The 26,812-nt window shown below is 51.9% G+C and carries 26 protein-coding genes and 7 tRNA genes; 6 read left to right on the forward strand and 27 right to left on the reverse strand.

The window, feature by feature from the left end:
• The 4 genes from CBW46_RS07035 to CBW46_RS07050 form a co-directional block, all read right to left on the reverse strand.
• Entirely contained in the window at nt 1-447 is a 447-nt protein-coding gene (locus tag CBW46_RS07035) for a tripartite tricarboxylate transporter TctB family protein (RefSeq protein ID WP_089199274.1), read from the reverse strand.
• Between the two features lie 29 nt (nt 448-476).
• Nucleotides 477-1,514 (reverse strand): tripartite tricarboxylate transporter substrate binding protein, encoded by a 1,038-nt coding sequence (locus CBW46_RS07040; protein WP_089199275.1) that lies wholly within the window; start codon nt 1,512-1,514, stop codon nt 477-479.
• Between the two features lie 251 nt (nt 1,515-1,765).
• Nucleotides 1,766-2,935 (reverse strand): UxaA family hydrolase, encoded by a 1,170-nt coding sequence (locus CBW46_RS07045; protein WP_089199276.1) that lies wholly within the window; start codon nt 2,933-2,935, stop codon nt 1,766-1,768.
• Nucleotides 2,928-3,245 (reverse strand): UxaA family hydrolase, encoded by a 318-nt coding sequence (locus tag CBW46_RS07050; protein ID WP_089199277.1) that lies wholly within the window; start codon nt 3,243-3,245, stop codon nt 2,928-2,930. The genes CBW46_RS07045 and CBW46_RS07050 overlap by 8 nt, the downstream gene beginning before the upstream one ends.
• Before the next feature lie 126 nt (nt 3,246-3,371).
• Between CBW46_RS07050 and CBW46_RS07055 the strand changes: the two genes are divergently transcribed.
• Nucleotides 3,372-3,995, forward strand: coding sequence for a FadR/GntR family transcriptional regulator (locus CBW46_RS07055; protein WP_089199278.1), 624 nt, complete (start codon nt 3,372-3,374; stop codon nt 3,993-3,995).
• A gap of 34 nt (nt 3,996-4,029) precedes the next feature.
• Nucleotides 4,030-5,733 carry an IlvD/Edd family dehydratase gene (locus CBW46_RS07060; RefSeq protein WP_089199279.1) on the forward strand — a complete coding sequence of 568 codons (1,704 nt, stop codon included), beginning with the start codon at nt 4,030-4,032 and terminating at the stop codon, nt 5,731-5,733.
• A 44-nt stretch (nt 5,734-5,777) separates the two neighbouring features.
• Here CBW46_RS07060 and CBW46_RS07065 read toward each other — a convergent pair whose 3' ends face one another.
• The 8 genes from CBW46_RS07065 to CBW46_RS07100 form a co-directional block, all read right to left on the reverse strand.
• Entirely contained in the window at nt 5,778-6,191 is a 414-nt protein-coding gene (locus tag CBW46_RS07065) for a LysM peptidoglycan-binding domain-containing protein (RefSeq protein ID WP_165842213.1), read from the reverse strand.
• Between the two features lie 152 nt (nt 6,192-6,343).
• Nucleotides 6,344-8,863, reverse strand: coding sequence for a discoidin domain-containing protein (locus tag CBW46_RS07070; RefSeq protein WP_089199281.1), 2,520 nt, complete (start codon nt 8,861-8,863; stop codon nt 6,344-6,346).
• 235 nt (nt 8,864-9,098) lie between these two features.
• Complete coding sequence (locus tag CBW46_RS07075) at nt 9,099-10,235, reverse strand: alginate lyase family protein (RefSeq protein ID WP_243633197.1); 1,137 nt, start codon at nt 10,233-10,235, stop codon at nt 9,099-9,101.
• Nucleotides 10,236-10,290: 55 nt separating this feature from the next.
• On the reverse strand, nt 10,291-11,199 hold the full coding sequence (locus CBW46_RS07080; RefSeq protein WP_089199282.1) for a carbohydrate ABC transporter permease: 909 nt from the start codon (nt 11,197-11,199) through the stop codon (nt 10,291-10,293).
• Between the two features lie 16 nt (nt 11,200-11,215).
• On the reverse strand, nt 11,216-12,127 hold the full coding sequence (locus CBW46_RS07085) for a carbohydrate ABC transporter permease (protein ID WP_089199283.1): 912 nt from the start codon (nt 12,125-12,127) through the stop codon (nt 11,216-11,218).
• Between the two features lie 83 nt (nt 12,128-12,210).
• The gene (locus CBW46_RS07090) at nt 12,211-13,578 is read right to left on the reverse strand and encodes an ABC transporter substrate-binding protein (RefSeq protein ID WP_089199284.1); all 1,368 of its coding nucleotides are present in this window, start codon (nt 13,576-13,578) and stop codon (nt 12,211-12,213) included.
• A gap of 94 nt (nt 13,579-13,672) precedes the next feature.
• Nucleotides 13,673-15,307 carry a response regulator transcription factor gene (locus CBW46_RS07095; protein ID WP_089199285.1) on the reverse strand — a complete coding sequence of 545 codons (1,635 nt, stop codon included), beginning with the start codon at nt 15,305-15,307 and terminating at the stop codon, nt 13,673-13,675.
• Nucleotides 15,288-17,111 carry a cache domain-containing sensor histidine kinase gene (locus CBW46_RS07100; protein ID WP_165842215.1) on the reverse strand — a complete coding sequence of 608 codons (1,824 nt, stop codon included), beginning with the start codon at nt 17,109-17,111 and terminating at the stop codon, nt 15,288-15,290. Before CBW46_RS07100 ends, CBW46_RS07095 begins: the two co-directional genes overlap by 20 nt.
• A gap of 181 nt (nt 17,112-17,292) precedes the next feature.
• Between CBW46_RS07100 and CBW46_RS07105 the strand changes: the two genes are divergently transcribed.
• Nucleotides 17,293-17,787 carry a metal-dependent hydrolase gene (locus tag CBW46_RS07105; RefSeq protein WP_089199287.1) on the forward strand — a complete coding sequence of 165 codons (495 nt, stop codon included), beginning with the start codon at nt 17,293-17,295 and terminating at the stop codon, nt 17,785-17,787.
• Between the two features lie 224 nt (nt 17,788-18,011).
• On the opposite strand, the gene CBW46_RS07110 is transcribed toward CBW46_RS07105, so the two are convergent.
• The 14 genes from CBW46_RS07110 to CBW46_RS07175 all read right to left on the reverse strand — a co-directional run bounded on the left by CBW46_RS07110 (nt 18,012) and on the right by CBW46_RS07175 (nt 24,794).
• Nucleotides 18,012-20,321 carry a chitobiase/beta-hexosaminidase C-terminal domain-containing protein gene (locus CBW46_RS07110; RefSeq protein WP_089199288.1) on the reverse strand — a complete coding sequence of 770 codons (2,310 nt, stop codon included), beginning with the start codon at nt 20,319-20,321 and terminating at the stop codon, nt 18,012-18,014.
• A 622-nt stretch (nt 20,322-20,943) separates the two neighbouring features.
• Nucleotides 20,944-21,588 (reverse strand): SDR family oxidoreductase, encoded by a 645-nt coding sequence (locus CBW46_RS07115; protein ID WP_089199289.1) that lies wholly within the window; start codon nt 21,586-21,588, stop codon nt 20,944-20,946.
• A gap of 176 nt (nt 21,589-21,764) precedes the next feature.
• Nucleotides 21,765-22,622 (reverse strand): manganese catalase family protein, encoded by an 858-nt coding sequence (locus CBW46_RS07120; RefSeq protein ID WP_089199290.1) that lies wholly within the window; start codon nt 22,620-22,622, stop codon nt 21,765-21,767.
• A 254-nt stretch (nt 22,623-22,876) separates the two neighbouring features.
• Nucleotides 22,877-22,947, reverse strand: a tRNA-Gly gene (locus tag CBW46_RS07125).
• A gap of 3 nt (nt 22,948-22,950) precedes the next feature.
• Nucleotides 22,951-23,027: transfer RNA gene (locus CBW46_RS07130), tRNA-Pro, on the reverse strand.
• 97 nt (nt 23,028-23,124) lie between these two features.
• Nucleotides 23,125-23,198: transfer RNA gene (locus CBW46_RS07135), tRNA-Arg, on the reverse strand.
• Between the two features lie 27 nt (nt 23,199-23,225).
• A tRNA-Cys gene (locus CBW46_RS07140) sits at nt 23,226-23,299 on the reverse strand.
• An 8-nt stretch (nt 23,300-23,307) separates the two neighbouring features.
• Nucleotides 23,308-23,383 (reverse strand) — tRNA-Thr (locus CBW46_RS07145).
• Nucleotides 23,384-23,391: 8 nt separating this feature from the next.
• Nucleotides 23,392-23,468: transfer RNA gene (locus CBW46_RS07150), tRNA-Asp, on the reverse strand.
• Between the two features lie 4 nt (nt 23,469-23,472).
• Nucleotides 23,473-23,549 (reverse strand) — tRNA-Met (locus CBW46_RS07155).
• Between the two features lie 104 nt (nt 23,550-23,653).
• On the reverse strand, nt 23,654-23,824 hold the full coding sequence (locus tag CBW46_RS07160; RefSeq protein ID WP_089199291.1) for a XapX domain-containing protein: 171 nt from the start codon (nt 23,822-23,824) through the stop codon (nt 23,654-23,656).
• A gap of 79 nt (nt 23,825-23,903) precedes the next feature.
• Nucleotides 23,904-24,197 carry a spore coat protein gene (locus tag CBW46_RS07165; RefSeq protein WP_089199292.1) on the reverse strand — a complete coding sequence of 98 codons (294 nt, stop codon included), beginning with the start codon at nt 24,195-24,197 and terminating at the stop codon, nt 23,904-23,906.
• A gap of 19 nt (nt 24,198-24,216) precedes the next feature.
• Nucleotides 24,217-24,423: a hypothetical protein gene (locus tag CBW46_RS07170; protein ID WP_089199293.1), complete on the reverse strand. Its 207-nt coding sequence runs from the start codon at nt 24,421-24,423 to the stop codon at nt 24,217-24,219.
• 170 nt (nt 24,424-24,593) lie between these two features.
• The gene (locus tag CBW46_RS07175) at nt 24,594-24,794 is read right to left on the reverse strand and encodes a cold-shock protein (RefSeq protein WP_089199294.1); all 201 of its coding nucleotides are present in this window, start codon (nt 24,792-24,794) and stop codon (nt 24,594-24,596) included.
• 232 nt (nt 24,795-25,026) lie between these two features.
• Between CBW46_RS07175 and CBW46_RS07180 the strand changes: the two genes are divergently transcribed.
• The 3 genes from CBW46_RS07180 to CBW46_RS22040 all read left to right on the forward strand — a co-directional run bounded on the left by CBW46_RS07180 (nt 25,027) and on the right by CBW46_RS22040 (nt 26,115).
• The gene (locus CBW46_RS07180) at nt 25,027-25,239 is read left to right on the forward strand and encodes a hypothetical protein (protein WP_089199295.1); all 213 of its coding nucleotides are present in this window, start codon (nt 25,027-25,029) and stop codon (nt 25,237-25,239) included.
• A gap of 241 nt (nt 25,240-25,480) precedes the next feature.
• A complete protein-coding gene (locus tag CBW46_RS22035) occupies nt 25,481-25,837 on the forward strand; it encodes a LysE family translocator (RefSeq protein WP_279386455.1) in 357 nt (118 codons plus the stop codon).
• 2 nt (nt 25,838-25,839) lie between these two features.
• Complete coding sequence (locus tag CBW46_RS22040; RefSeq protein ID WP_279386456.1) at nt 25,840-26,115, forward strand: LysE family translocator; 276 nt, start codon at nt 25,840-25,842, stop codon at nt 26,113-26,115.
• Here the strand turns inward: CBW46_RS22040 and CBW46_RS07190 are convergent.
• Complete coding sequence (locus CBW46_RS07190; RefSeq protein ID WP_089199296.1) at nt 26,106-26,675, reverse strand: DUF1003 domain-containing protein; 570 nt, start codon at nt 26,673-26,675, stop codon at nt 26,106-26,108. The two genes, CBW46_RS22040 and CBW46_RS07190, sit on opposite strands and share 10 nt — an antisense overlap.
• Nucleotides 26,676-26,812 lie beyond the last annotated feature (137 nt).

Genomic DNA, 26,812 nt, shown 5'->3' on the forward strand with positions numbered 1-26,812 from the left:
TTATCCGATCGAAAACTCAGGCAGCGGCACATTCAGCAGGGATTGGAAGACGTAGAAGATGGCCAGCGTCACCACAATTGAGATTCCCACATTCCAATACCATTTGTAGTCAGCGAAAAATAGGATAAAGAGCATGATTACGCTTGCCGGGATATACCCGGCAACAGGTGCGAGGCTAAGAAAAATGACAACGGCTGCAATGATGGATATCACTTTCCTCAAGCCGGGTCCCGGCGGGAACACTTTTGACAAATCGATTCTGTCTTTACGAATTGCCGTAATGATGTACAGCACCCCAGAGACTATGAGCATGCCGCTGAGCCACAGCGGGAACAATCCCGGGCCCGGCCCAAAATCGCTGAAATAATCGTAAGATAGGGATTGCGCAAAAATAGTGCCGGCAAATAGGAGAATCATGGCACCGACCCAGATTCCTGCATTTCTCATTTTTGGCACACATCCTTTTGATTACCGGATTACCATCCCATCAAATCCTTTAAGTCTATGACTCCCTGCTCATCCTTTTTCAACAGATCCGCATAATCCTGCCCTGATTTGTAATCGACCTGCAGGCCGCTCTCGCCCTGCTTTTTCACCTGCTCCGCGTTATTGATTCCTTTCTCCAGCGCCGCATTCAAAATTTTGGCCTTCTCAGGATCCAATCCCTTCGGTGCTGCAAGCCCGCGGGCCGACCAGGAAGTGATCCCCTTGAACCCGCTCTCATCCAGCGTCGGAACATCAGGAAGGAATGGAGATCGTTGGTCGGTCATCACACCCACAATCTTAATCTCTCCGTTCTTGTGCAGCGTTGTCAGTTCGCCCACATTCGCGAATAATACATCCACATGTCCGCCCAGCACCGCCGCCTGACTTTCCGCGGCCCCGCCGTTTTGCACCGCGGTAAACTTGGTGCCGAAAGCTTTGTTCAGCTTCAACGAGGCAAAGTGGTCATCGCTGCCGACCCCAGTCGATGTTGCGGTTAATGCATTTTTCTTCGCGTACTCAATCAGAGAAGTAATATCCGTGAATCGCTTTTCATCCTTAGAGATCGCTATGGCGCCGGGGTCCGTGATATGGTTCGCCAGTGTGGTGAAACTGTCCAAACTCTCTTTACGCTTTTGCTTCGGGTCCAGGTAACCTGTCATCAAGTTGGGAGTATTGATGTAACCGATGGTATAGCCGTCCGGCTTAGCATTAGCGAGCTCCGTCCAGCCAACCCAGCCGCCGCCTCCCGGCTTATTGATGATGTTGATCGGTACGCCAAGCTCTTTTTCCACATACGGCATGAGCATACGGGCCCCAACATCTGTGCCGCCGCCCGCCGCGTAGGCGATGATCAGATTGATCGGCTTGGTCGGATATTTCTCTTGCGATTTCGCTTCCGAAGCTGCCGGCGCTGCGGGAGCCGGCGAAGCCGAGGAGCCCTCATTCGTTGTCGTCCTGGTTCCCCCGGCACATGCGGTAAGCGCTAACGCAAACCCGATACTCATAAGCAAGCTGGTACTTTTTTTCATGTTATCCCTCCTGGTTGGTATCCTTTCTCCTTATCACAATACCCCTACAGCGCTGTTAGATGATCGTTACGCCACTTGGCATCTCACCGCCCGAAAGCAAGGGTACCGCAGGCACGCTGGGCACAGATCTGACCACGCACTCACACAAAACAGGGCGCACACAGTCCGTTGCAAGTCCTCACCCGGCAAGGCGCGGCGCTCCCCACAACATGTCACATGCCAGCGCATTGCCCGCCACACATCCCGCACACTCAGGGCATTCGGGTCACGCAAAACTGCTCGTCATGGCCTAGAATCTCCGCTTTTACCATTTTTCCCGACGCAACCTCCAGCATCTCCCGGTAAATTTGTTCACCCATCTGCTGAAGCGTCTTGCGGTGGAGCAGCACTTCACCCGCGTTAATATCTATATTTTCCTTCATTTTGTCGAACGTTATCGGATTGCCGGTAATCTTGATCACCGGAACACCCGGAAAGCCTGTCGGCGTGCCTCTGCCTGTCGGAAACAAGATCATCTGTGCGCCTGCCGCCACCTGCCCCGTTGACACCTCCCCGTCTTGGCCGGGTGAATCCATCAACAGCAGCCCTTTTGTTTTCGGGGTTTCCGCGTACTTGATCGTGCCGCTGAACTTTTCATTCCCTGCCTTCTTCATGCTGCCGAGTGATTTCTCTACGACGCTCGACAGTCCGCCGTCATAATTGCCGGTCGAAATCAGATGTGTGCGTTTCACATTGCTCGATTCCCGTACCTGCCGCTCCAGCTTTGCTTCCGTTGCGGCGATGATGGCATAAATCTCCTGTGCCACTTGTTCGTTTGCCGCTCGGCGTGCCAAAATATGCTCGGTACCGATAAGCTCGGTAATCTCGGCCAGAATGGATGTGCCTCCTCTGGAGACGAGCATGTCGGAGGCAACGCCTAAAGCCGGATTAGCAATCAAACCCGACGTCATGTCGGACCCGCCGCAGTTGAGGCCAATCGTCAGATGTCTGACATCCGCCTCTTCCCTCTGCTGCCTGGACGCCAATTGCTGCATTTCTTTGGCATATTTGACGCCCTGCTGAATCGCCGCCAGTGAATCTCCTTCCTTTTGGATGACAACCGTCCCGAGCAATTTTTGAGTTGGAGCGATACCTTCGGCCAGCTCATACGGCGAAAACCGCTCACATCCCAGTCCAACCACAACGACTCCCGCAAAGTTCGGATTTTTGCCGATTTGGATTAATGTTCTCGCCGTCACTTCCAGATCTTCGCCTACCTGGCTGCATCCGACCGGATGACGGAAGAACACGCTCCCCGGCACCTGGGCAGCGATCCTTTCAGCCACCTTGGACGAACAGAACACCGAAGGTATGACCGCGATAATATTTCTCACGCCGACGGTACCGTCTTTTCTCCAATAGCCCATAAACTTGTCAGTCACGCTTCATCCCCCTTTCACAATACATGTTATGGCTGTGAATCCAGGCACCGGCAGCGACCGACACGCACATTTTTCCGATCTCCTCACCATATTTTAAAACGCTTTCATTTTCCTCTATAGGTTTAATGGCCAGCTTATGCCCGAACGCTATGTCCTCTATCACAGTGATTAACCGCTGATGCTCCCCCGTTATTACCGTACACTCATCTCCTTTGCTGAAATCCGTCAATGCTACAGCGACATTGTCCTTCGGATCAATGACCAGCGCGGTTTTCTGATCGTTGTGATCCGTTGTATCGGCTCTGTTCATACGTTCACCCCTAACTAATTTATGGTGGTCTGACCACGTGCGGCAATTTTTTTTGTGTATGGATGGTTACTGTAGTTATATGCGCACATCGGCGACGTATATTCTATCTAAAAAGGATTTGAGCCGATGAAAAAAACTTACACACTGACCGCAGTAGCGCGGACGTTCGAGCAGGTTGCCCGGCAGATAGCACAATATATTGAAGCACAGCACCTCGCCCCCGGCACAAAGCTGCCTGCCGAAAGGGCGCTAAGCGAAATATTGCAGGTCAGCCGCTCCTCGGTGCGGGAAGGAATACGCGTTTTGGAAATTCTCGGCTTCCTGGAGGCAAAACACGGCGAAGGTACGTTTGTGGCTCTTCCCCCCTTATGTCTGCTCCCTCATCGCATGATCGGACTGGGGCCCAGCCCGGCAGAGTGGCGTGATTACTACGACTTCTCTCTGTTGCTCGCCCGGCAAGTCATTCTTTTGTCGGCCGCTCGAGGGAACGCGTATGATCAATCATCGGGTTCGGACAACTTTTGGCAGTGCATGCTGGTTTTTGTGTACGATCTGGCTGAAAGGCTCGATGCGACACGTCACACCGGGCTATGGTATGAGTGCTTTGACATGGTGGTACAGTACGGACCATTGCTGCAGCAGGAGCCGCCGTTTGCCTTTCAGGAGTTGATCGACGCTCATAACGCATCGGATAGGCCGAGGTTAAACGAGTTATTGAATAGACTGGCGTGCAATATATATCATTTGTAGCGCAGTATAAATTTGTATATACGGAGAGATGGATATGGCTGAAAAAAACAATCTGACTTCCTATGGCGACGCCGGCTTCAGTGCATTTATCCGGCAGGCGTTTAACCGCCATCTGGGGCATGACCAACAGGATTTTGAGAGGCCGGTGATCGGCATATGCAACACGGAAAGTGAGATAAACCGCTGCCATTCTCACTTCGGCCCAATTGTGGAAGCGATCAAGCGAGGTGTGCTGATGGCGGGAGGAACGCCGCTCGAATTCCCGACCATTTCACTTGGTGAGATTTTTACCAGCCCGACAACGATGCTGTACCGCAATCTCGCTGCCATGGACACGGAAGAAATGATCCGCGCACAGCCGTTGGACGGAGTGGTGCTCATCGGGGGCTGTGATAAAATGACTCCTGCGCAGCTCATGGGGGCAGCCAGTGCCGATATTCCGACGATCATGATCACGGGCGGACCGATGGCCAACGGAGAATACGAGGGGCGGACGTTGGGTGCCTGTTCCGATTGCAGGTACTATTGGCAGGAATACCGCGCAGGCAAAATTGACGCGGACGAGCTTGCCCGCATCAACGAGGCACTCGCGCCCACCGCCGGCCACTGCATGGTAATGGGCAGCGCCAGCACAATGGCGGTCTGTGCGGAGGCGATGGGTATGATGCTGCCCGGTGCTGCGGCTATACCGGCGACCGACAACCGCCGTTTGAGACTAGCTCAGGAGACCGGGAAACAAATCGTACAGCTGGTGGAGCTCGGGCTGACTCCTTCTAAAATCATGACGGAAAATGCATTCAAAAACGCAATTCGCGCGCTTATGGCCGTAGGCGGTTCCACCAACGCTGTTATCCACCTGGTCGCGATTGCTGGGCGACTCAACATTAAGCTGCCGCTCAAGCTATTCGATGAGCTGGGTCAAACAACGCCATTTTTGGCTAATTTGCGGCCCGCGGGCAAGTACCAGATGGAGGAGTTTGCCAAGGCGGGCGGCACCCCTGCGGTTTTAAAGGAGCTTGAGCAGCTCTTGTACCTGGATGAAATGACCGTCACCGGCAAAACGCTGCGTGAGAACCTGGCAAATGTAACGGTTTCCGAAGTATATCGCGACATCATCCGGTCATTTGAGAGCCCGTTACACAACACCGGCGGCATCGCGGTGCTGTATGGGAATTTGGCGCCAAACGGTGCCGTGATCAAACCGAAAGCCGCTTCGCAGCATTTGTTAAAGCACAAAGGCCGAGCGGTAGTATTCAGCTCCACTCGGGATATGGAGGCCAGAGTAAACGATCCAGAGCTGGACATCACGCCTGACGACATCATGGTGCTGCAAAATGCTGGCCCAGTGGGCGCACCGGGCATGCCGGAAGCGGGAATGCTGCCGATTCCGGCTAAGCTTCTGCAGCAGGGTGTGAGGGATATGGTCAGGCTGTCCGATGCCCGAATGAGCGGGACCGCCTTTGGCACCGTCGTTCTGCATATCGCTCCCGAGGCTGCTGCAGGCGGCCCGCTCGGATTGGTGAGATCAGGGGATATCATCGAGTTGGATGTGGAAAACCGCAGGCTGGATCTGCATCTGCCGGATGAGGAGCTGACGCGTAGACGTGAGGCTTGGAAGCCTCCGGTGATCACGCCACGGGGCTACACAAAGCTGTTCCAGCAGCATGTGCTGCAAGCCGATGAGGGGTGTGACTTTGACTTTTTGAAGAGCGTGGCCGGGAGATGCAACCACGACTAGACCCCCGGGTTTATGATACGTTGTCAACGTTTCAGCCCGAGGCACTAGCCCCACACAGGCGCAGGCCAACAATAAGCGCCTCTAGCGTGGCGGGGGAAAGGATACCCTTTGTAAGGCGTGGAGTCCGGGATGCAAATGACTTGACCGACCTGCAGCAGATTCGGATTAATGCGCGGATTGGCCTGCTGCAGACGAGCTAATGGCACCTCAAAATAGAGAGCCAGTTGATAAAGTGTATCTCCGGGTTTCACGGTATAGCTAAAGGATCCTGGCGGACATATACCTCTGGGTATACATAACTGCTGCCCCACAACTATCGTACTGATATTTGCAATTGACGGATTCCACCACAGGATATCTCTCCAGTACACCTTGAATTTGTCTACCAGCAGCAGCACGGTGTCGCCGGGCTGAACGGTATAAGGCGGCCATGGGCACGCATTGATTGGACGATACATTGAAAACATCCCCTTTGTTGGTTAGATGCTCTAGTGTATTCGCCCAATGTTTCTTTGGCACGTTGTCCCTTCTCACCGCGATCTTCACAAACGCACCGGAGAACGTTGTTATTCAACGTTGTCCGGTACGTCTCGCGTATGGCCCCGAAAGGCTATTTACGCCGAACGATCAGCGTATATGTTTTCACCTGGCCGTTCTCGGCTTTTACCTGGATTTTGAAAGCGTTGTCGCCTTTTTTCAATTTCTCCAACGCGACATCTTGGCCGCTGGGCTGCTCTCGTCCGTCGATGAACAGTTTCGCTTTGCTATCAGCGGTCACCGCATTCACCACCAGCTTATTGTCGGGCTCGTCGACCTGAACGCGGTACTCTGTAGTGTCGATGTTGAAGTCCACTTCGTGCGTGCCGTATTTCTTATCCGATTTCACGGTCAGACTGCTAAGATGGGCATTAGCTGATTTCGCCCTCTCTAACTGTGTTACCGCAATTGTCTTGCTCACATGCCCAAAAGGGTCGACAGCAGCGGCAGTGAGCGTGTAGTCACCGTTGGCAAGCCGGACCGGGATGATAAGATCGGGTTGGCCGAGACCGTACACCGAACCAATGACCTTATCATTAGCGTACAAGTCCACTCGCATGAATTTAGGCGCGCTCAGCACAACATCTCCGATGAATTCGTGCCCATCGCTGGTGATGTCAGCGGAAACCACAGTCGGTGGGAGAGGTGTTGCAAGAGGCCATTCCTCGCGAACGTCAGCAGAAGCACCCTTGTTATAATCTTTTGTTGCATTTTTCAAATAGTTATTTTTCAGCACGATCCCCGTACCTGCCTGCACATCGATACCATTGTCATTGTCGACAATCAGGTTGTACACGATTTGTACGTCCTTCGGGTCTCCTTTGCCGATGTAGCCGGCATTTTTATCCCCATTATCATGCTTGAGTTGAATGCCCCAGAAGCCTGTAACAGGGCTGCCGCTAATTTCATTGCCTCGGATGATGGTGCCAGGACCGTTCTGCACAGTAATGCCGGAGCCGTTATCGTCGTCACTCTGTTTGATGACGTTATTTTCAATCACGGTCCCAGGCGTTCCCATCGTAACTGTAACTCCATCGTTGGACTCGGTGATGATGTTATTACGGATCAAGTTGCCGTGACCGGATGCACTATGGTCGTATGGCGCAGTGCCCCCCGTGTTGCCTAAGCCGATACCGGCTCCGCTGCGAATGTTGGTGATGACGTTACCTGTGATTTCGTTCAGGTATTCACCCTCGCCATGTAAGTCGATAGCATCGAGCCATATGTCTTTGAACGTGTTATTTCTTATCACGGAGTTATGCTGCATGTACTGCACCAGTACTCCGTGCCGCAGGTGTGGCCCTTGGAAAGTGTTATTTTCAGCTAAATTCCAAACAGCATCATCCTTGAAACCGGTGCGATCTACTTTCGGACGGCCTTGGAAGTTCATGCCGTAGCCGGTTCCCCCTCCGCCAGCGTCCGTGGTATCCCGGAACAGGCAGTTCCGTACGACGATGTCGCGGCTGCTGTCGACTTTGACCCCAACCCGCATGTAGCGCTCCATCGTAACATTGTCGACCGTGATGTTATAAGCTGGTTGCTCCCCCACGTTAACGATGGTGATCGCATTGTCGGGACCACCGGCGTCGGGGTTGTTCTTGGACGTTGTGGTTGGAAACGCCTTGTTCCAGGTGGATGTGATCATTAAATCCGAAATCAAAATGTTATTGAGTGAAGGCGCTTTCAAAACAGTGCTCCCTTTGATTTTATCAAGCGTTGTTTTGAGTACGGTACCCTGCTCGCTCTGCCCGCGGAAGTTGACTCCGGATTTCAAAAGAATGTTATAGGTGTTCGCGTAGTCGTCTGTGCTTGCAGTCAGATTGTACACGCCATCCGGCAAATACACCTCGTCTCCGGGCTGGGCGGCTGCGATAGCCGCCTGAATACCCTTCGTATCATCGGTATCATTGTCTGCCAAGTTGACATTAAAATCCGTCACGTTAATCGTCCTGCCAGTCACCGCGTTTGGGGTGTGGACCGCGTGCACCGACCCGTCCGCGTTATACATTCCCGCTTTTGTAAACGGCTGATATCCTTCAGGCTTGGGTGGGTCGAAGCTTGGCACTGACACTACCGGCGTGCTGCCATCGGATGTCGGCGCATAGATCTGCACTTCGGTGATACCGCTGTAGGTCGATTTCGTGTTTCCGTTGCCGCTGATTCTTACATAACGGGCTTCGACGGGCTCAGCGAGCTTAAAAGGTTCAATATCGTTTGTTGTGCCGCTGCTCTGTCCGGTCAACACATTCTGCCAGCTGTGACCGTCGTTAGAGACGAGAATGTCAAATTTGCTGGGCCGTGCATCTCCTATGTAAAAGGCCATCCCGAGATAGCCGATCTGTTTCGGCTCGCCCAAGTCAAACTGAAGCCAGTTGCCGGGTATGGACGTGCCCCATTTGGTTGCGCGGTTGTGATCTATCGCGTTGGCAGGGATGTTGCCATCATTGCTGCTGTCTGTGACGGACACAGGTACAATATCATTGAAAGGGCTTTCAATAGATGACGCATGGATTTCGCCTGGCAGTGCGAATGCTTGTGCAATGATGGCTGAGCTGAGCAGCACGGACAAACGTTGCTTAATAAACCGCTTCATACAATTCCTCCTAAGTTAGTATTAGTTAACCAGCTGTAAATTGATTTCCCACACAAATGCCACCTAGTGTCAATCAGCGCGCTCACATCACCTCCCCAAAAGATTCATCTGTGTGTGGCGTATTCCATGATCACCGGCACCGGCCGGTGGTGCGGGCACCGCCGGGCGCGCAGCAAGCCCCGACGATGTCATGTAGCGCCAGCCGGGCAGCTGTTGTTCAACCAACCCAGCTGCATCACTCTTCGAACGCAGCGAGCCACAGCAGCGGCTGCCTTATCGCCATGTTGCGCCGCACTTCGCCAGCCTGCGGGTCACGCTCCAGCGTATTCCACAAATCGAGATACGGCTCCAGCCCATAGGCTAAGCCGGCAATGAGAAACGAGGACATCGCGGCAGGCCAATGCTGGTAATATTCCACGTCCTGAGCAAACGGCCAACGTTCCTTTTCCACCAAATAGGGCAGCAGAAACTGGACGGCTTTCCGAATGCCGCGTCCATCCGCCAGTTCAAACTTCCACAGGTCGTCATCCGGCGTGGACAGCACATGGGTCAAGGTCACCATATTATCTAACACAAAAATCGAGTAGCCATAGGGCTTTGTTCTCGCAATTTCCCGGGGGAAGCTTCCATCCAATGCCATTTGATCCGGAATCAGCTGCTCTTTGAACCGTGCTCTGCAAAATTGCAGCATTTCGTCGTTTCGCGTGAAATGGGCGAACGCCGCCGCTTGCACAAACCAGCACACACTGTGGTTATTGTTCTGATTCATCTCTTCCAGGCCATTCTCATGGTGGCTCATCCAGTAGAGGTAATCGCCAAACCAACGCTGAAGCCCCGCAAGAACGTCATCCGTCATGTGCGCGGAGCTGATCAGCGCTTGAACAGCCATCGGCACATCGATGAGATGGAGCGTGTCGATAATGCCGATACCGCGGCCGGCACAGACACCGGGAATCGCCTGAGCGTACAACAGATGAGGATTCATGCGCGTACGCTCGTCCAAGAAAAACTCCTTAAGAAACATCACCGCTTTATGCGCGTACTCTTCATGGCCGGTAATCACATATGCGCTCGCCAGTTGGGCGACGTGTGTACGCATTTCCCGCAAAATCAACCGATGCCGGTCGAAATTGTCCGGATTGCTTTGGCCGTCCTTTCTGACGTACGGCAGCCCGTCGGGCGTGTCGGGATTGGGCCACCAGTAGTCGCCGTTAGAGTAATAGTCGTGTATCCCCCCTTCACTTTTCGAGGCCACGGCATCCGTTATGTGCACGGTCGCCGCACTCAATGACCGCTCTGCTTTGTTCACAATAAAGTCCACGTCAAAATACTCTTTCCAGCGCTCCCGGGCGATGGTAACCATCCATGGCATCCGATTCCCTCCAGATACGGTAAAATTCATACGCAAGCGTTTCCATAGTGTGACTTTATCCCTTAACCGAACCCTGCGTCAAGCCTGAGATAAACGATTTGTTGGTCAAAAAGTAGACGCACAAAATCGGAAGCATTGAAAGCATCGATCCTGCCAGCATCAAATGCCACTCGGCGGCCGCATTGGAAGAATACTTCAGCGAAATTACACCGACCGTGAGCGGCTGCATATCCGGACGTGTCATCGTGAAGATGAGAGGCAGAATATATTGGTTCCAAGCTTCACGGAACGAGAACAGGCTGACCACGCCGAGCCCAGGGCCCATTAACGGCAGGATGACGCGCCAGTAAATGCCGTAAAACCCGCAGCCATCGATCGTTGCCGCTTCATCCAGCTCTTTAGGTATTGACTTCACGAACCGCTCCAACAGAAAAATATTGAATGACAGGTGCGTACCCACGAATATCAATACCACGCTCCACAGCGATTTGTGCATGCCCACTTCTCTCATCATGTCGTACAGGGGCCGGTATGTGATGGCTCCAATCGAAATAAACATCGTGGCTGCTAGCAGGAATAAGATCAATTTGTTGCCGGGAAAAGCTCTTCTGCCAAGAGCATAAGCCGCCATGGAACAAACGAGAACCGTAATTACCGTGGATGCCGCCGAGATGAATACGCTGTTCCACGTATACCTGGCGAAGTTGGCACGCTGCCACGCCTCCGCATAGTTTTCCCATTGCAATGCTGCCGGTAATAAATTGCTGCTGTTCATCAGCTCCATATTGGTTTTGAACGAGCCGAATAGGGAGAACGCAACAGGATACAACGTAAACACTAGCATCGCTAGCACGAACAGGCTGATCACCGCAACCGAAAGCAACTTGCTGATAAGGGCGAACGGGCGGACCGGCTCTCTATGTGACCGGGCGTTAACTGGTGTTCTATGTGCTGCTGTACTCATCCGTCAAGCTCCTCTCTTAATTGGTTTGCGCAGTTTTGCGGGTCATGTATAAATATAGTCCGGTGATGACGCCCACGATCAAAGCTGACACAAAGCCCACCGCCGCCCCGTATCCGTACTGCTGAACAACGGCTTCTCCTTCGGATATCGGGAAAAACAGCTTGTACACGTACAGATACATGACTTCCGTCCGGTTCGCAGGTCCTCCCGCGGTCAGCACCATAATGCTTTCGTAGCCTTTTAACGTGTTGACAATGGCCAGCATGACGATAACTTGCATGACCGGTCCCAGCATTGGAATCGTAATGTGGTAAAACTGCTGCCAGCGGTTCGCACCGTCTATCGATGCGCTCTCATACAGATCGTTAGGAATCCCCTGTAAGCCTGCGAGAAACAACACCATGTAATTACCGACAGCCCCCCAAATCGCCACTAAGATGACAGTGATAATGGCATAATCAATTCCCAGCCATTCAACCGGCTGATCGACCCAACCGCTTTGGAGCAGCATCTTGTTAACAATCCCGTTATAGGAGTTAAACATCAGGTAGAACACCAGGGAGATCACCGCTGTGCTTATGATGGTGGGCATGAAGAAAATCGCCCGGAGCGTATTTCTTGCAAATATTTTTTGATTAAGGATGACCGCCAAAATAAGTGCGACCGGAAGCGTGACGATCAACTTCCCGAATGCGAAAATAAGTGTGTTCCAAACGGACCGCCAAAACAGGTCGTCTCGCGTGAACAGCCGGACAAAATTGTCGAAGCCGACAAACGTGGCCGGCGAGAAGCCGTCATATTCGTAGAATATGTATTTGAACGCCCATCCCAGAGGATAAATCGTGAATAGCGCCAGGAACACCAGACAGGGCAGCACCATGCTATACGGACCTGAATGTGCCCGCCATACCTTCTTCAATGCGGTCATAGATGTAATCCTCCTCGTTCTTTGATCTGATAAAATGAAAGCCGCTGCTGATGCACTCGCAGCGGCGTCTTACCGGTATCTTTTTATTGCGTAACGAGATTTCTCGGATTGAAATCCGGAATGACAACGCGCTTTACGGTACCGGCTTTTTCTGCATTGTCTAAGCCCTCGTTATAGCGTTTATTCAAGTCTGCAATCGCTTTGTCGAGAGGTGTGACACCGAGAATGGATTCGGCGATCACGTTCTGCCACGCCTTACCTTCGACCTTGTGAGTTAAAGTGGCCGGCCAGATTGCATCATCCTTCGGCGAGAAATCCTTGAAGTTTTTCAAGGTCGGTTCTTTTGCTTTCTCCACCACCGATGGAATGATACCTACGCCTTTACCCTGCTCGAAGTAAGGCACCAGCACATCGTCACTGTACATGTACTGCATAAATTCCCAGGCTTCTTTCTTATGTTTGCTTGTGGCGGACATATACAGCCAGTTGCCCGCTGCATGAATGTAATTCGCGCCTTTCGGAGCTTGTCCGTCGATGGTAGGCACTTGCGCAACGCCCCAGTCGATTTTAGTAGGGAATTGCGTGTCGTATACACTTGGCTCTGCGGAGAGCGACATGTACATCCCGATTTTCCCCTGTGCAAATTGGTTGCGCAGCGGGTCGATATCTAGCGACTCATAACCTGGCAGCATGCTTTTGTTTTCGACGATCTTCTTGAATGTTTCCACGTAAGGGGTCACGATAGTGAAGTCGTACTTCCCTGTTTTCCAATCATAGTAGTCTTTGCCGTCCAGGCGCACCAACGGGGTCAATGCACGCTCGAAAGCGGCGACAGGATTTTTCATGTTCACTGCAAAGCCGTAAACGCCTTCATTCTCGCCGGCCTCGGTGATCTTGCTGGCGTAAGTCACCAGCTCGTCCAATGATTTCGGCGGTTCGGTCAGGCCTGCCTTCGCAAACAGGTCCTTGTTGTATAAGAGGCGGAAGGTCGAGCCATAGTTTGGAAGAGTGTACAGCTTGCCGTCCACCGTGTTAATCCGGTCCAGATTGAGCAGCTGTTCGCCGAAACGCGCTTTCATCTCCGGCGTCAGGTATTCATCGAGCGGTTCAATAGCTTTCATTTTCACCACGTCTTGCATGTTGAGCTTACTCTTCGCGTTCATGATATCAGGAGCTTCGTCCGACTGAATCGCTACCTGCAGCGCTTGCTCATAGTTATCGGTCATGATGCGGTACTCCACTTGAATATTGCTCTTGTTTGTTTCATTGAACTGTTTGATCTTTTGTTCCATCAGGTCCGCGTCATGGCGTGCATTGGTCCAAAACGTCAGTTTCACTTTGCCGTCGGGTGCCGCAGCTCCCGAGGTTCCCTCGGCCGCTTCCTTGGCCGCACAGCCTGTGGCCACCAGCGCAGCCGCCATTACAATACTTGTGAGCTTAAGATATTTCATTGCGTGTCACTCCCCTATGCTTTCTGTGATTCAGTATAAACCCGGGCTGCTCTATCAACTAGGGGGATTTTTCTCTTCTGCAGGGGGGGTTATTTCACTTACTTAAGCTGTTCAGCCTGCTCCAAAACGGCCGGTCACGGAACTCGGATGGAGTGACGCCTACCTTTTTCTTAAACAGCGCACGAAAATGCTTCCTGTCATGGTACCCGAGCCGCTCGGCAATCTCAAATACCGGATCATTCGTGTAAGCCAGCAGCTCTTTCGCTTGATGCAACCTCAGGTCGGTCAAGTAGTCAATGAACGTCTGGCCCGTCTCCTTTTTAAAGACAGCACTCAAGTAATTCGGACTTACTTTCACGTGTTCGGCCACCATCGACAATGATATCGAATGCAGCGATTGTCCGCGGATGTAGGTTTTGGCCTGCTCCAACAGGTCCTGTGAGCCCTGCTGAGTTTGTTCCTTCACCCGGTGTGCAGCTTCCGTGAACCATGCCAGTACAGTGTGGCGGAGCTCCGGAAGCTTGGCCGAATCGCACTGATCGTAGCATACGGCAAGCGTATCGGATAACGCGTTGTCCTCTATGCCCAAAGCCGACAATTGCCGGTAGAGCACCGTGACGAGTTGGATGCAGGAAGCCCGGATATCAGACGGCACCCCCTTGCTTTCAAGGCACTCAAAAAAGCGGTTCGTCGCTTCAGGCATGCCGTCTGTTTGCCCAGCGCGGACTAGATCGATCAGAGCCTTTTCCTGCTGCGACGGATAAGCAACCCGTGTAACCCGAAACTCACTGAGATCTTCATAGTGAATGACTTGATTGCTGCCGAAAAAGAATATGTGTTCCACCGCTTGGCTGGCCTGCGAATGCGCATGCGGCAGATCACGCAGCTTAGGGCACAATGAGCTCACCCCGACGGTCACGGTCAACTTGGAGTGCCTTTCTATCGCGTCCCGGCAGTAATCGGCAAAGTGCAGAAAATCCTCTTTGACCCGCTCCGGCTGCGCGGCTTCTTCGTAATTAGCCAGTACAGTCAGCCGGTTCCAATCGGAGTAAAAGGAGAGCCCTCTCCCCCAAGCCGCTAAGCAATCATCGACGATATTTTTGACAACAAATCGGGTGAGCCCCACCTCGTTGACGGTTTGACGGGATATTTCATCGAACGCGTCGATGGACACAACCAGTGCGCCCAAGCGATCCGGCTCCAGAGAGACTTCGGCAAACTCCCATTTTTCCTGCAGCTGATGGCTGTTCTCCGTGCGAAAGCGGATGATCTCCTCCATGTACTGCTCCCGCAGGGCAGGGAGGCTTTTCACTATCTTTTGCTGATACAGTGCCTTTTGCACTGTTTGCTCACGCAGTTTGCGCAGCTCTGACAGGACGCGTTCCGCAATTTCAATCAATTCTCCTACGTTGAAAGGCTTTAGCAAATACTCGCTTGCTCCCAAAGATATGGCCTGCTTGGCGTATTCAAACTCATCATAGCCGCTCAGCACGATAAACCGGATGGAATCGCTCTCACGGGATAAGCGCTGCATGAGCTCGATTCCGCCCATATTGGGCATTTTGATATCTGTTATGACCAGATCGGCTCGAAAACGGGAAAAAATGTCGAGCGCCTGCAGCCCGTCCAGTGCCGTCTCTACCGCATGTACGCCGAGCTCCTGCCATGGCACATGCTTGCTTAACCCCTGCACAACGCTTTCCTTGTCGTCAACTAACAGCACTTTCATCACTCAAGCTGCTCCTTTCATCGAAGATCCGTATTTCCACGCGGGTGCCCCTGTCTCTCTCGCTGTTCACCGAGAACGAGGCCCGCTCTCCGAAAAACCGCCACAGCCGGCCGCGTATGTTCTTGATTGCATAACCTTTTGCTGAGGAGTTATTGCTTGGGAACATAGAGTCCTCTTTCAGCGGACGGTTGAATAGCGTGACCAGCTCACAAGGCAAGCCACAGCCGTTGTCCTCCGCAGACAACAGTATGATGCCGGCAGCTTCCCGTCTGCTGCGGATGAGAATGTGAGAGCCGCTGTAATCATTTTGTTTAAAAGCATGCAATATACTGTTTTCGACCAACGGCTGCAGTATAATTTTGGGCACTATCACATTCTTGGTTTGCTCATCGGCGTCTACTTCAAAACAGAACTGCCTCTGATATTGAAAATTCACCAGCTTGAGATACTGGGTTACATGCTCCAGCTCTTTTGCCACAGTCGTTTCCTCATCGCCCTGGTTCAAGCTGAGGCGGAAGAAACTGGACAACGCTAAGATCATCTCGCTCGCTGACTTATCTTGGAACTCCAGAGACCGCCAGTACAATTCATCCAAAGTATTGTACAAGAAATGAGGGTTGATCTGGGCTTGCAGCACGCGCATTTCCGCAGCCCGCTTGGCGTCGCCCTCCTCCTTGACGCGCAAGATCAGCTCTTTGATCCTTTCAAGCATTTCGTTGAAACGCGCTCCCAGCTCGCCGATTTCATCCGCGTACTTCGGCGTGAATCTCACGCCCAGATCGCCTTCCTTTACCCGATTCATCAAGATGTGCAGGCTGCGCAGCGGTTGGTTGACCCAACGGACAATGACGCGGATCAAAAAAAATGATGCAACCAGCAGCGTCACGGTCAAAATTATTGAAAAATATTTAATATATTGCACCGGTGCAAGCAGACGGTTTTTGGGCTGCACGATAACAGCGTGCCAGCCGGCAAATGGAATTGCCCTATGATTCACCAAAAACTCTTGCTCCGCTGTATGTACATCAAACTGAGCAGGATTGGCTTGCAAATTGTTAAAAGCATCGTGCTTCAGCAGTTCTTCCGCGAGGTCGGGAGATGATTCGAGAACCGGCCTGCCCCGACCGTCCAAAATCATGGAAAATCCCTCAGGCACAAGCTGGATAGCCTTTAAGCTATTCAAATATTTATCTGCGGAAAGCGTTAACACTAAATATGATTCGGAGCTCCCGGATTCATTCACATATGCCGGCTTCGATACCAAGCTGATGACTGGACCCGGGGCCGCGAACAAGGGATCCTCTTCCAGATAAACCCACTTATTCAGCGACGACCCCTGCATCGCAGTGTAATATGGCGTGTCCTGGAACGCGACATGTTTTTTCTCATACGGCAAGCCCTCATAAAACTCGCCTTTCGGTGTGTGCATATACATCGTACGAATATCGTCTTCCGTCAGGCGGATGCGAGAAAAAAGAGAATACATGCGGTTCATATTGACCTGTTCCTTTTCCTCTGTCTTGCCATCCACCCACTCCATCGTTTTCTTCATTTCGTCGCTGGCATTGATCAAATAAAGACTATGGCTCACGCTTTTCAGCTGCTGATTCATGGATTCGCCCAATTGATTCACCGTTTGCTCCGCTGCATTGTACGCGTAGGTCTCAAGAATACGAGCAGCCTGATGATACGAGAACAGCCCTGTAAGCGGTACCGTGAGCAGCACGACGATAGATGTCATAATCCACACTTTGCGCTCCAAGCCGAGATTGAGGAACTTCGTCACAAATTTACTCCATGTCATATAAACCACCTTCGTGTCGACCATGTAAGATGCATACGATGAGATGCCGATCTGCTCTTACAAGATAACACATTTTTTTAACGCGCTGGCAAAAAATCACGTACTGTTTTCGCAAATACGCTACGAACTTTATACTGTTCTAACAACAACTAGGTGAGATCTGCTCAGGGAGGAATGCATTATTTTACAAAAAACGCATAGCGCCGCGGGTCTTGTCGTAGCCGAAATGGTGCTCATCTACGAAGACGTCGCTTTTTTGTCCTGGGAGGCGGCGGGCGCTATCCTGTTGGGGTGTTTAGCCGGTCCATTGGCCGATGTAGATAAGCAGGGCTCAACGATGGCCAAAATATTGTTCCCGTTGTCTGCACTGCTCAAGGTACTGAAGGTACGTCACCGCACGTTGACACATTCACTGCTATTCATGCTTGCACTACTATTGCTGACTCTGCCGCTGCCGCCTTTGTATTTTCTTGTGTTTATGGCCGCATACGCCTCGCATCCGCTGATTGACTTGCTGAATGTGAACGGAGTGCAGCTGTTCTGGCCGCTCCCGTGGAAAATCCGCTTGCTCCCGAAATATCTCGCTGTCGATACAGGATCCGCCGGCGAAACGGCGTTCCAGTGGATGCTGGTCGGCGTCGGCCTGTGGATTCCTTTTTCCAACATCACGTTCTAAGGGTCAGCGAAAAGAACCTTCTCACCACTTTCAGAAGTGGAGATGAAGGTTCTTTTGCGTCTGAGCATGCGCATCGCTGCAGCACGACGGACGCTTACTCTGCTAGTTTATAAGCTATGCCACAACGGGCTTGAGGCCGCCGACTGTTGGCTGCCGCGTCTATCTGCAGGACCACGCAGCCAGCCAGCGGGTTGCACCTTGCGGGCTGTTAGCGATCCAGCACGTTATTTGCCGGACTGATCGGCCTGAGATGTGGTGACAGGCGGCATGCTGCTGTTGGTTAACTTAATATAATCAAAGCCGAGATGATACCCGGTACTGCCCGCATTTTTGCCTGTTACGACAAAACGTAAGCGGTGGTCGCCAGGCTCGGAGAACGTCACGTCTCCCAAATCGGCGGACGTGATGATCTGGGCGGACGCATACTGATCAACCGGATTGCCCTGTGGTTTGCCGTCGACAAACAGCTGTGCGGTACCCATGTTGCCATAGGTTTTGTATCCTAATGCCATGCGATAAGTTCCGGCTTGGGCTACATGCACCGTCAGCTCAACCCAATCGTTTACTGCGGGAGCCGACTTGGTCTGCAGAAACTTCCCTTGGCTGGCGTACGTATCGGTCAGGGTTGTCATGGTCGGCCCGCTGGTGCTGTTCTGCATAGACTCACCTTCAATCACTATGCCCGGCGTGTTGGCGCTGCCGCGCACGTTAACCGGGACGCGGATTTCCCTCTTGCCGCCCTCAGATTTGCGCTTCACCTCGAAAACCAGTTCTACCCGGGTATCAACTTTCGGGGTGATAATTGAGCCTTTTCTGGTAATCACATCTTCACGATCTGAGCTTTTGAGATCTACTGTGTAACCGTAAGGCACAGCCGGCATGATAATTGCCTCCGCTCCCTTATCCGGAGCCGGAATGGATTGAATGTTGGCAGCAATTTTGTCGATAGGGTCAGTATCGGTTTTAATAAACCTCGCCGCAGCTTCATAGCCCCGACCGTCACCCTGGATGATTTTGGCGCGCAGCGTAGTAGTTTTATCGATCTTGATGGAGCCTTTATACTCCGGCGAACTCGCGTCGGGCTCACTGCCGTCGGTTGTGTAGTGGATTTTTGCCTTAGGATCAAGTCCATGCAGCGTCACCTTCTGTGAGCGATGGAAGAACGCACCGCTCGGCTCCATAGCCAGTTGTGATATTTTTATCAATCGGACGCCATGCGCTTCTATATCCGCACTATAGGAGGACATGCTGCCCAAAGGCGCATGAGTCCACATGTCGCTCACCAGGTAATTCCCTGTCAGGCCCAAGTCTTTGGCGAAGTCAATGGAACGAGTCTGCACAGTATCTTCCCTGTTGAACAAACCGACTACCCAGCTGCCGTCAGGCATCTGACCTTTCCAAATTTGACTTAAGGGGTCATTGACATCTCTCACCAACGGTTTGCCGATAAATCCTGCTTGATTCATATTGATAATTTCCCAGTTTTGGTAGTAGACGTCGTTGTTTCCGACATTGGAGTAATTGTCGCCAATGTTAAGACTGCTGCCTGCCATGGCCAGGAGACTCAATCTGAATTTCTTTTCCGAATCGCTGGTAGAAGAGCTGAGTACACTAAAATCGCCGTCAAGGATCGCTTTGCCCTTGCCCGATTTATCGGACAGCCACACGAGTCCGTCAAACAAATTGTAAGCCGGAGGCCAGCTGTTGTCTTTCACTTGGCCGCGATTACGCACGCTGTTGTGAAACCAGATGTCCTGCCTGTAGTCCTCGCTGGCTCTGATCATATCTGCATATTCACTCTCCGCAGCGGCATGATCACGGTTTTTCTGATTCGCGTAATATAGAATGATATCATCGCCGGCAGCTTCCCGCATCCATTTATAAAAAGTAGTGGTTGCCTCCGGCCCATACGCGTCATCGAATAATCGTATAAAATCAACCTTGAGCAGGTCCGCACCGGCACTTTTATAATAATCGACCATTCCCTTGATGTACTGCTCCGCTCCAGGTAAGCTCGGATCCACCATGTACCAGTCCTGAAAGCTTTTCGACGGATCGTCCGGATGAACGATGCTCTTCAGCGGTATATCAGTGCCCACAATTTTTACGTTGGGGTCGTCCGCAATCGATTTAAGCACCCATGTGGGGTTGTAATACACCCCGAACTTCAAGCCTTTGGCATGGACATAGTTGGCCCAATAAGCAAAATCGTGGATCCATTTCTTGTACCGCACCACATAGCCGTTTTCATTGTGATCGGTGCCGTCATTGATCCATCCGTCGAGGCAAATGTATTCATAACCAAAATCTTTCATGTTGTTTGCGATCCACTCGGTGTTGGCCACCATTCGATCTTCGGTAAAACCTCCGCCATAATTGGTGGCGTGCCAGCCCATCGTGCCCGTGCCTTTTCTGGTTAGTTCGGTGTCTGCGGCATACGTTCTGGATACTGGCGAGGTGAGGCAGAACAAGCTGACGCAGGAAACAGCCATGGCAACGGTTAAGCTGAAACATTGACGGTGCCTTCTTTTCATAAAAACAATCTCCTTTACTCGTTTGTTATCCAGCCTTTCACAAAAGCTCCCACGTGCGCCGACCTGTACGCTTCTGCGCTTCAGCTGCAAGCACAGGTTAACAACCGCGTACTCCAGATTTGCTATGAATACCCACGCACCCCCAATCCACCGTGTATTCGCTTTCAAAAAGTTAAAAATGAAATTGATAGCGTTTACAATTTCCCCTTAACAATATACTAAAATTACATAAAATACCACACCCACTAGTAAAGTCCAACCATTTTATAGCCGCTGCCCGGGCGTGGCACAGCCAGTGTTGTGTCGAAACGAAGGAGAAACATACTAGTATTCGCGAGGGCCGAGCCCGTTGACTGTACGGCACTGTTCATGCTCGCAACATAACGGAAGCGCCAAATCCATTGCTTCTGATGAACTTGGCGTAAACACTCGTATGGCCTTAAGGTCTCCAGCGTAGTTGACACACACTCGCGGTATAGTCCAGGGTCTCCAGCATAGTTGACACACACTCGCGGTATAGTCCAGGGTCTCCAGCATAGTTGACACACACTCGGGGTATAGTCCAAGGTCTCCAGCACCGTTGACATACACTCGCGGTATAGTCTCAAGGTGGGCTTGACCGCTATAGCTGTTGGACGGACTTCGCGATTTCTACGCCGCCGGATGTGAGGTCGAATGAACGTCGGTATGTATTAGGCGCCTGCAAGACAGCAAGAATGAACGCTGCGACATCCGCGCGGGGGATCGATCCGCGTGCCAGATTTTCGGCAGCGGCTACCCTCCCGGTGCCTGGCTCGTTCAGCAGCCCTCCAGGGCGCACGATGGTATAGTTGAGCTTGGTCGCTTCCAGCATACGGTCGGCGTAATGCTTGGCCGCATAATATGGTTTAATCGATTCTGCCCAGCGGCTTCTGTTATGCGCTTGAATGGCGCTCACCATGATAAAGCGATCCACACCCGCTTGCTCGGCGGCTTCCATCGTTTTTACAGCACCGTCGAGGTCCACTAAGAGCGTCTTGTCCGCCGGCGTATGCCCTCCTGAGCCCGCGGTGAACACGATCGCGTCACAGCCTCGTGCTGCCTCTGTTATTGCTTCGACCTCTCCTTCCAGGTCAGCAACCACTGTCTCAGCACCCAGTGCACGGAACCTTTCGGCTTGTTCTGCCGTACGAACCATGGCTCTCGCCTGATGTTCCCCACTGCTGAGCAGCAAGTCGATCACCTGACGCCCGATTTGACCGTTTGATCCAACTACAAGCACTTTCATCGCTCTCTCTCCTTCTGCTTTGTGATCCCAGGGCGGATAGGCCAAACGAAAATGGCGGAACAAGCTCCCCTGGTATTGCTGCACATGGATAACTGCAGCAACCGGGACCTGTCCGCCAGATCGTCATACTGCGGGTTAATTATTGACTACCGTGTGCTTGACGCAGCAGCCACGCTCTAAATATTGGTTCTAGCTCTAACTTGCGGATCCGGAGCATAATGTATTGGCAGTTCCGGCAGTTCCGGCACAGGGAATCCAGCCGGCGGCTCCACCATCCGCAGCTCTCCGCCATCCTTGCTTGGCGAGGTACCTTGGAAGATCTCCCCAATCCGGGTGTCATCCAATCTGAAATTGAATTGAATGTTATTATAACCCATATCGAGGTACTTTCGGCACTCAGGCAAACGTGTGATATCGTAGGTCGGAATCGGCAGCAGCTTGCCCCAATTCACACCGAGTGTCTCCAGTGCTTTGGCGAACGCGTTCTGATGCGCATTGTCCCGCACAATCAGAAACGCCAATGTTTCACGCAAAGTCTTGTTATGGCTCATTTCATAAATTCTGGTCTTCTGAATAACACCGGTAGATTCTAACACCAGATTATCCAACAGGTCGCTGACTAAATTCCCATGGCTGTACACATAAGTGCCAAGGAACGGATTATGGGCCGCGTCCTCCGGCACGGAGCTTTGGGCGCCTATGATGTATTGGTGCGGGTTGGCATCTTCAGCCGCCTCCCGCAGCGCCGCCATCTCACCCTGCTGTGTCGGCGAATCGCCCGACTGGTTCAAAAGTGCATTAATCGTGTGCTGCACCAATTCCACATGTGCGATTTCCTCGAGAAAAATGCCCTTGATCAAATCACGAAATTGTGTCGCCGGTCCCCTAAAATTAGCGCCTTGGAATGAATATTGCAGCATGGTGCGCATTTCGCCAAAGCGGCCGCCCAATATTTCCTGAAACACTTTCGCCGCTTCCGGATCCGGCCGGTCCGGCACGATTTCATTAATCAGTCGTTCTCTATAAAAATACACGCAAAATTGCCTCCTTGTTGGCTGTGATAGTATGAGTTTCCCACATCAGTTTGGGAATTATCCATTCTTTCTTGCACAGCCAACACCGTCTGCATGATCAGGCATCCCGGCAAACGACATTACATCACTCCGTCGTGCGCTGCCGTGGCCCCGGAGCCGTAATTTTGGAGAGCGGTCGCTTGTGTAATAAAAAAGCCCCTGATTCGAATGAGCCAAGGGGCCGGAGATCTGTATACACAAGATGAAACACATTAAGCGGATGATGGGAATCGAACCCACGCTACCAGCTTGGGAAGCTGGAGTTCTACCATTGAACTACATCCGCAGGTGGTCGGGACGACACGATTTGAACATGCGACCCCCTGGTCCCAAACCAGGTGCTCTACCAAGCTGAGCTACGTCCCGTAAATTGAAAGTATCGCGCGGCGAGAGCGGCATCACAAGGTGCTTGCCATACATACAGTGCACATAACGTGCCGCCCGCCGGCGTGAAGTATTAATACGTGCCCTGAGAGATTCGAACTCCCGACCTTTTGATTCGTAGTCAAACGCTCTATCCAGCTGAGCTAAGGGCACATGCATAATTGGATCAAATAGTTAGGATGGAGGCGCCACCTAGAATCGAACTAGGGATAAAGCTTTTGCAGAGCTCTGCCTTACCACTTGGCTATGGCGCCGTCAGAGTTGGTGCCGTCGAGAGGACTTGAACCCCCAACCTACTGATTACGATTCAGTTGCTCTACCAATTGAGCTACGGCGGCACAATGAATGGCGGAGCCGACGGGATTCGAACCCGCGATCTCCTGCGTGACAGGCAGGCATGTTAGGCCTCTACACCACGGCTCCATGTTGGTTGCGGGGGCAGGATTTGAACCTGCGGCCTTCGGGTTATGAGCCCGACGAGCTACCGGGCTGCTCCACCCCGCGACAACGAATTGGTGGTCGGCCCTAGCGGACTCCAGCCACCGAGGTTATTAAATATAACATGCAAAACCATACATGGCAACAAGAAGTTATTACCATTTGCCGACTCATTTATTGAACCATTCCAGCAACCGCTGCATAAGCACGCCACCCGAATAAACGCCAACGATGCCTAACACACCAGACAAGACAGGCGGGGCCGGGATGGGCAGCTTCAACAGCGTAAACACAGCACCTACGACCAGTCCGGCCAGCAGCGCCAACACGCTTTCTTTCATCAGCGATCGCTCCATTCTGAGTATATGTTCACCGCGGCACAACATGCATAAAAAAAGACGGCTCGCAAGGCCGCCTTGTTTATTTGCGATTCAATGCCGTTTCAGAATACTTCATATCCATCTTAATTTGATCTTCAGCATTGTACGGGTTGTACCAGCCCTTGTTCACCATGTAGGTGAATACTCTCGCGTGAAAATGAATAGATTCATTTAAATGATTTTTCAACACCTGGCGCACCTCAGGGGTAGCGGCTTCAGACAGGGCGCGGGCGTCATTGATGATCCCGGTCTTTGTCGCAAACAACAAGTCGGTCGCGAGGACACGGTCAGTGAGATGCTCGGTTCCCGTTATATTTTGTATAAAAACATCCATCTGCCTTCTGCCTCCATCCTTATTGTATTGTCATTCCGCCGAGCAGCGTTCGAAGATCATTCACGTGGTTAGCCGATTGTTTCGCATGGCGGTCAAGCAGTGATTTCAAATCTCCCTCTGCGGCCAAGCTTGACATCGCCTCGGATTTCGTTTTACATGTGCTTTTAAACATAAGCAGCTCGTGCAGTTCCATCTTTTCGTGTACCGCCAATTCCTGTTGGACCATGTGCAACACTCACCTCCGCTTTCCAAGAAATAGCATGTCCCCAAAAGGAAGTGAGTATGCGACCATACCCAGGTTCCGATGCCCAGGCTGCAGACCTGTGGAACGGGTGGATGCGCGGCGTAAAAAAAGCCTGCTCCGGACGACGTCAAGAGCAGGCGAATCCTTTTATATCATAATTTTTCGACATTCTCCGCTTGCGGCCCGCGTTGGCCGTCCACAACATTAAATTGCACGCGCTGGCCTTCATCCAAAGTTTTAAATCCCTCTCCCATGATGGCGGAGAAGTGGACAAATACGTCTTCACCATTTTCCCGTTCGATAAAACCGTAGCCTTTTTCTGCGTTGAACCATTTCACTGTACCAGTTTCCATTATTAATTAACCTCCAATATGGGTGTAACGTGCTCGGTGGATTCACTAAGCACACGTATTCTTTTATACCCCATAATTGAGCAGAGTAAACATGTCCCGTTGTATAAATCTTAAGATGTTTATAACATAATAAACACGTTTAATAACATAGTAGCTGCCAAAGCGGCAGCGTGGCAGGCTTTGTTGCTCTATACACAGATGTCTGATGCACACGTGGTAAGGAGGAATTGATATGGCGAACCAAGACAATAGGAGTAATCTCGAGGAGAGAGAAAGTGCGCCGATCCCTAAGCTGACACGCGAAGATTTGTCCAATCCGACCGAGGGCGTCGTGTATGGATCACCCGGCGCTGCCCGCGAAGACGCTGTTATGCATAATGACAGGGCGCGATCCGCGATGGAAGCTGCCGCGAATGAGGAACAACGTTCCGGCTCCTCCAAGTAATCAACGGCACCGTTGAGATTTCATACAAGCAGCCTGACACGTTCGAATGTCAGATGCAAGCAACACAATATTTCAAAAATTACCTGTCGCCCGTCTAAAGGGGTGACAGGTAATTTTTTGTCCGCCTCAAAAGGGGGGGCCCCCTGGCGGTTGCGCAGGTCGCTCCTCGCATTTACGCATTGATGAAAAACAGGTAAAATAATGCCATAATATGGTCTTTTTCAGAAGGGAGTGAACTGGCTTGGAATTTTCGCATTTATGGTTATTCATCATTGCCGTTGTCGTGCTGGTGGTGACGCCTGGCCCCGCCGTGCTGTTCATTGTCGCGAGGAGTATCGACCGCGGCAGAACAGCCGGACTGCTGTCCGTGCTCGGCATGGCGGTCGGCGGCCTGGTACACGTGGCAGCGGCAGCCATAGGCGTTTCCGCGCTGCTCGTCGCATCTTCGTTAGCGTTTAGTATCGTGAAATATGCAGGCGCCGCGTATTTGATTTATCTCGGCTGCAAACAACTGTTTTCAAGCAACACTGCCCCGTCCGGCGGTCAAGCAACTCACCCCAAGCAGCTGAAATCAATTTTTTTGAAGCTGTTGTCGTAGCTATTTTCAATCCAAAAACGGCCCTGTTTTCCCTCGCCTTTTTACCGCAGTTTATCATCGCGGGAGCGGGCTCCGTCACGTTGCAATTTATTACTTTAGGCTGTCTGTTCTTAGCCATTGCTCTGATCAGTGACGCGCTGTATACACTGCTGGCCGCCAGAGCGCGTAAGTGGGTGGTGGAGCGCCCAATGAAAGCAGCAATCCGGAACTGGCTTACCGGCGGGGTGTACATAGCGCTCGGAGCTGCCGCTGCTTTCACTCAGCCCTCTCAGAAGTAGCTGTTGCTGCTTTTTTTCCTTCTTCGCTGCAGGGGGCGGTCTGGCAGGCCTTTCTCCAAAATTCGCAGGCGCCCGTCGATCTTTCGCAAATAATTTTGTATCTCCCGATTTTCCTGCTCCGCTTTGTAGTTAATGGCGTTGTCCAGCATCTGCTCCTGCTTGTCCTTGAACGCCTGCCGGTTCTGGCTCATCTGGATGAAGGCTGCCTGAAAGGTGGTGAACACAGACAAGCAGAAGCTGAGCAAAAACAATGAATTCCGGCTGTGATCCAACACCAGCCATATGGCGATAATGCCTGCCCAAACAACCAAAAAACTCCAACTACCACAGAAGTTGGCCACCCGGTCCGCGAACATGTCGAACCGGTTCGCCTTCTTTTCCTGCTGCTCATGCAGGTGCGCTTTGATTTTTCTCTGGTATTCGTTCACGATGTGGGCCACCCTTTGCACATCCTCGTCGCCCAATTTATCCCTCGGTCGGTTCTCCAGTTCCCTTAGCAGTGATTCGGCTGACTCCAGTTGACTAGTTGCGTTCTTTTCCATGTGGCGTGTCTGTTTCACTGCAGCGTGACTCCTTTACAAACGGGTATCTTTTCATTTACCCATTTTTCCTCCCAAACTTTACCGATGACGAGTTTTCTCTTTGTTTCCAAACACGTGCGCTTGCTTAATAAAAACAAAATGAGGACATGACATTC

Origin of the sequence: Paenibacillus xerothermodurans (assembly GCF_002220865.2) — a bacterium.
GTDB classification, from domain to species: domain Bacteria; phylum Bacillota; class Bacilli; order Paenibacillales; family NBRC-103111; genus Paenibacillus_S; species Paenibacillus_S xerothermodurans.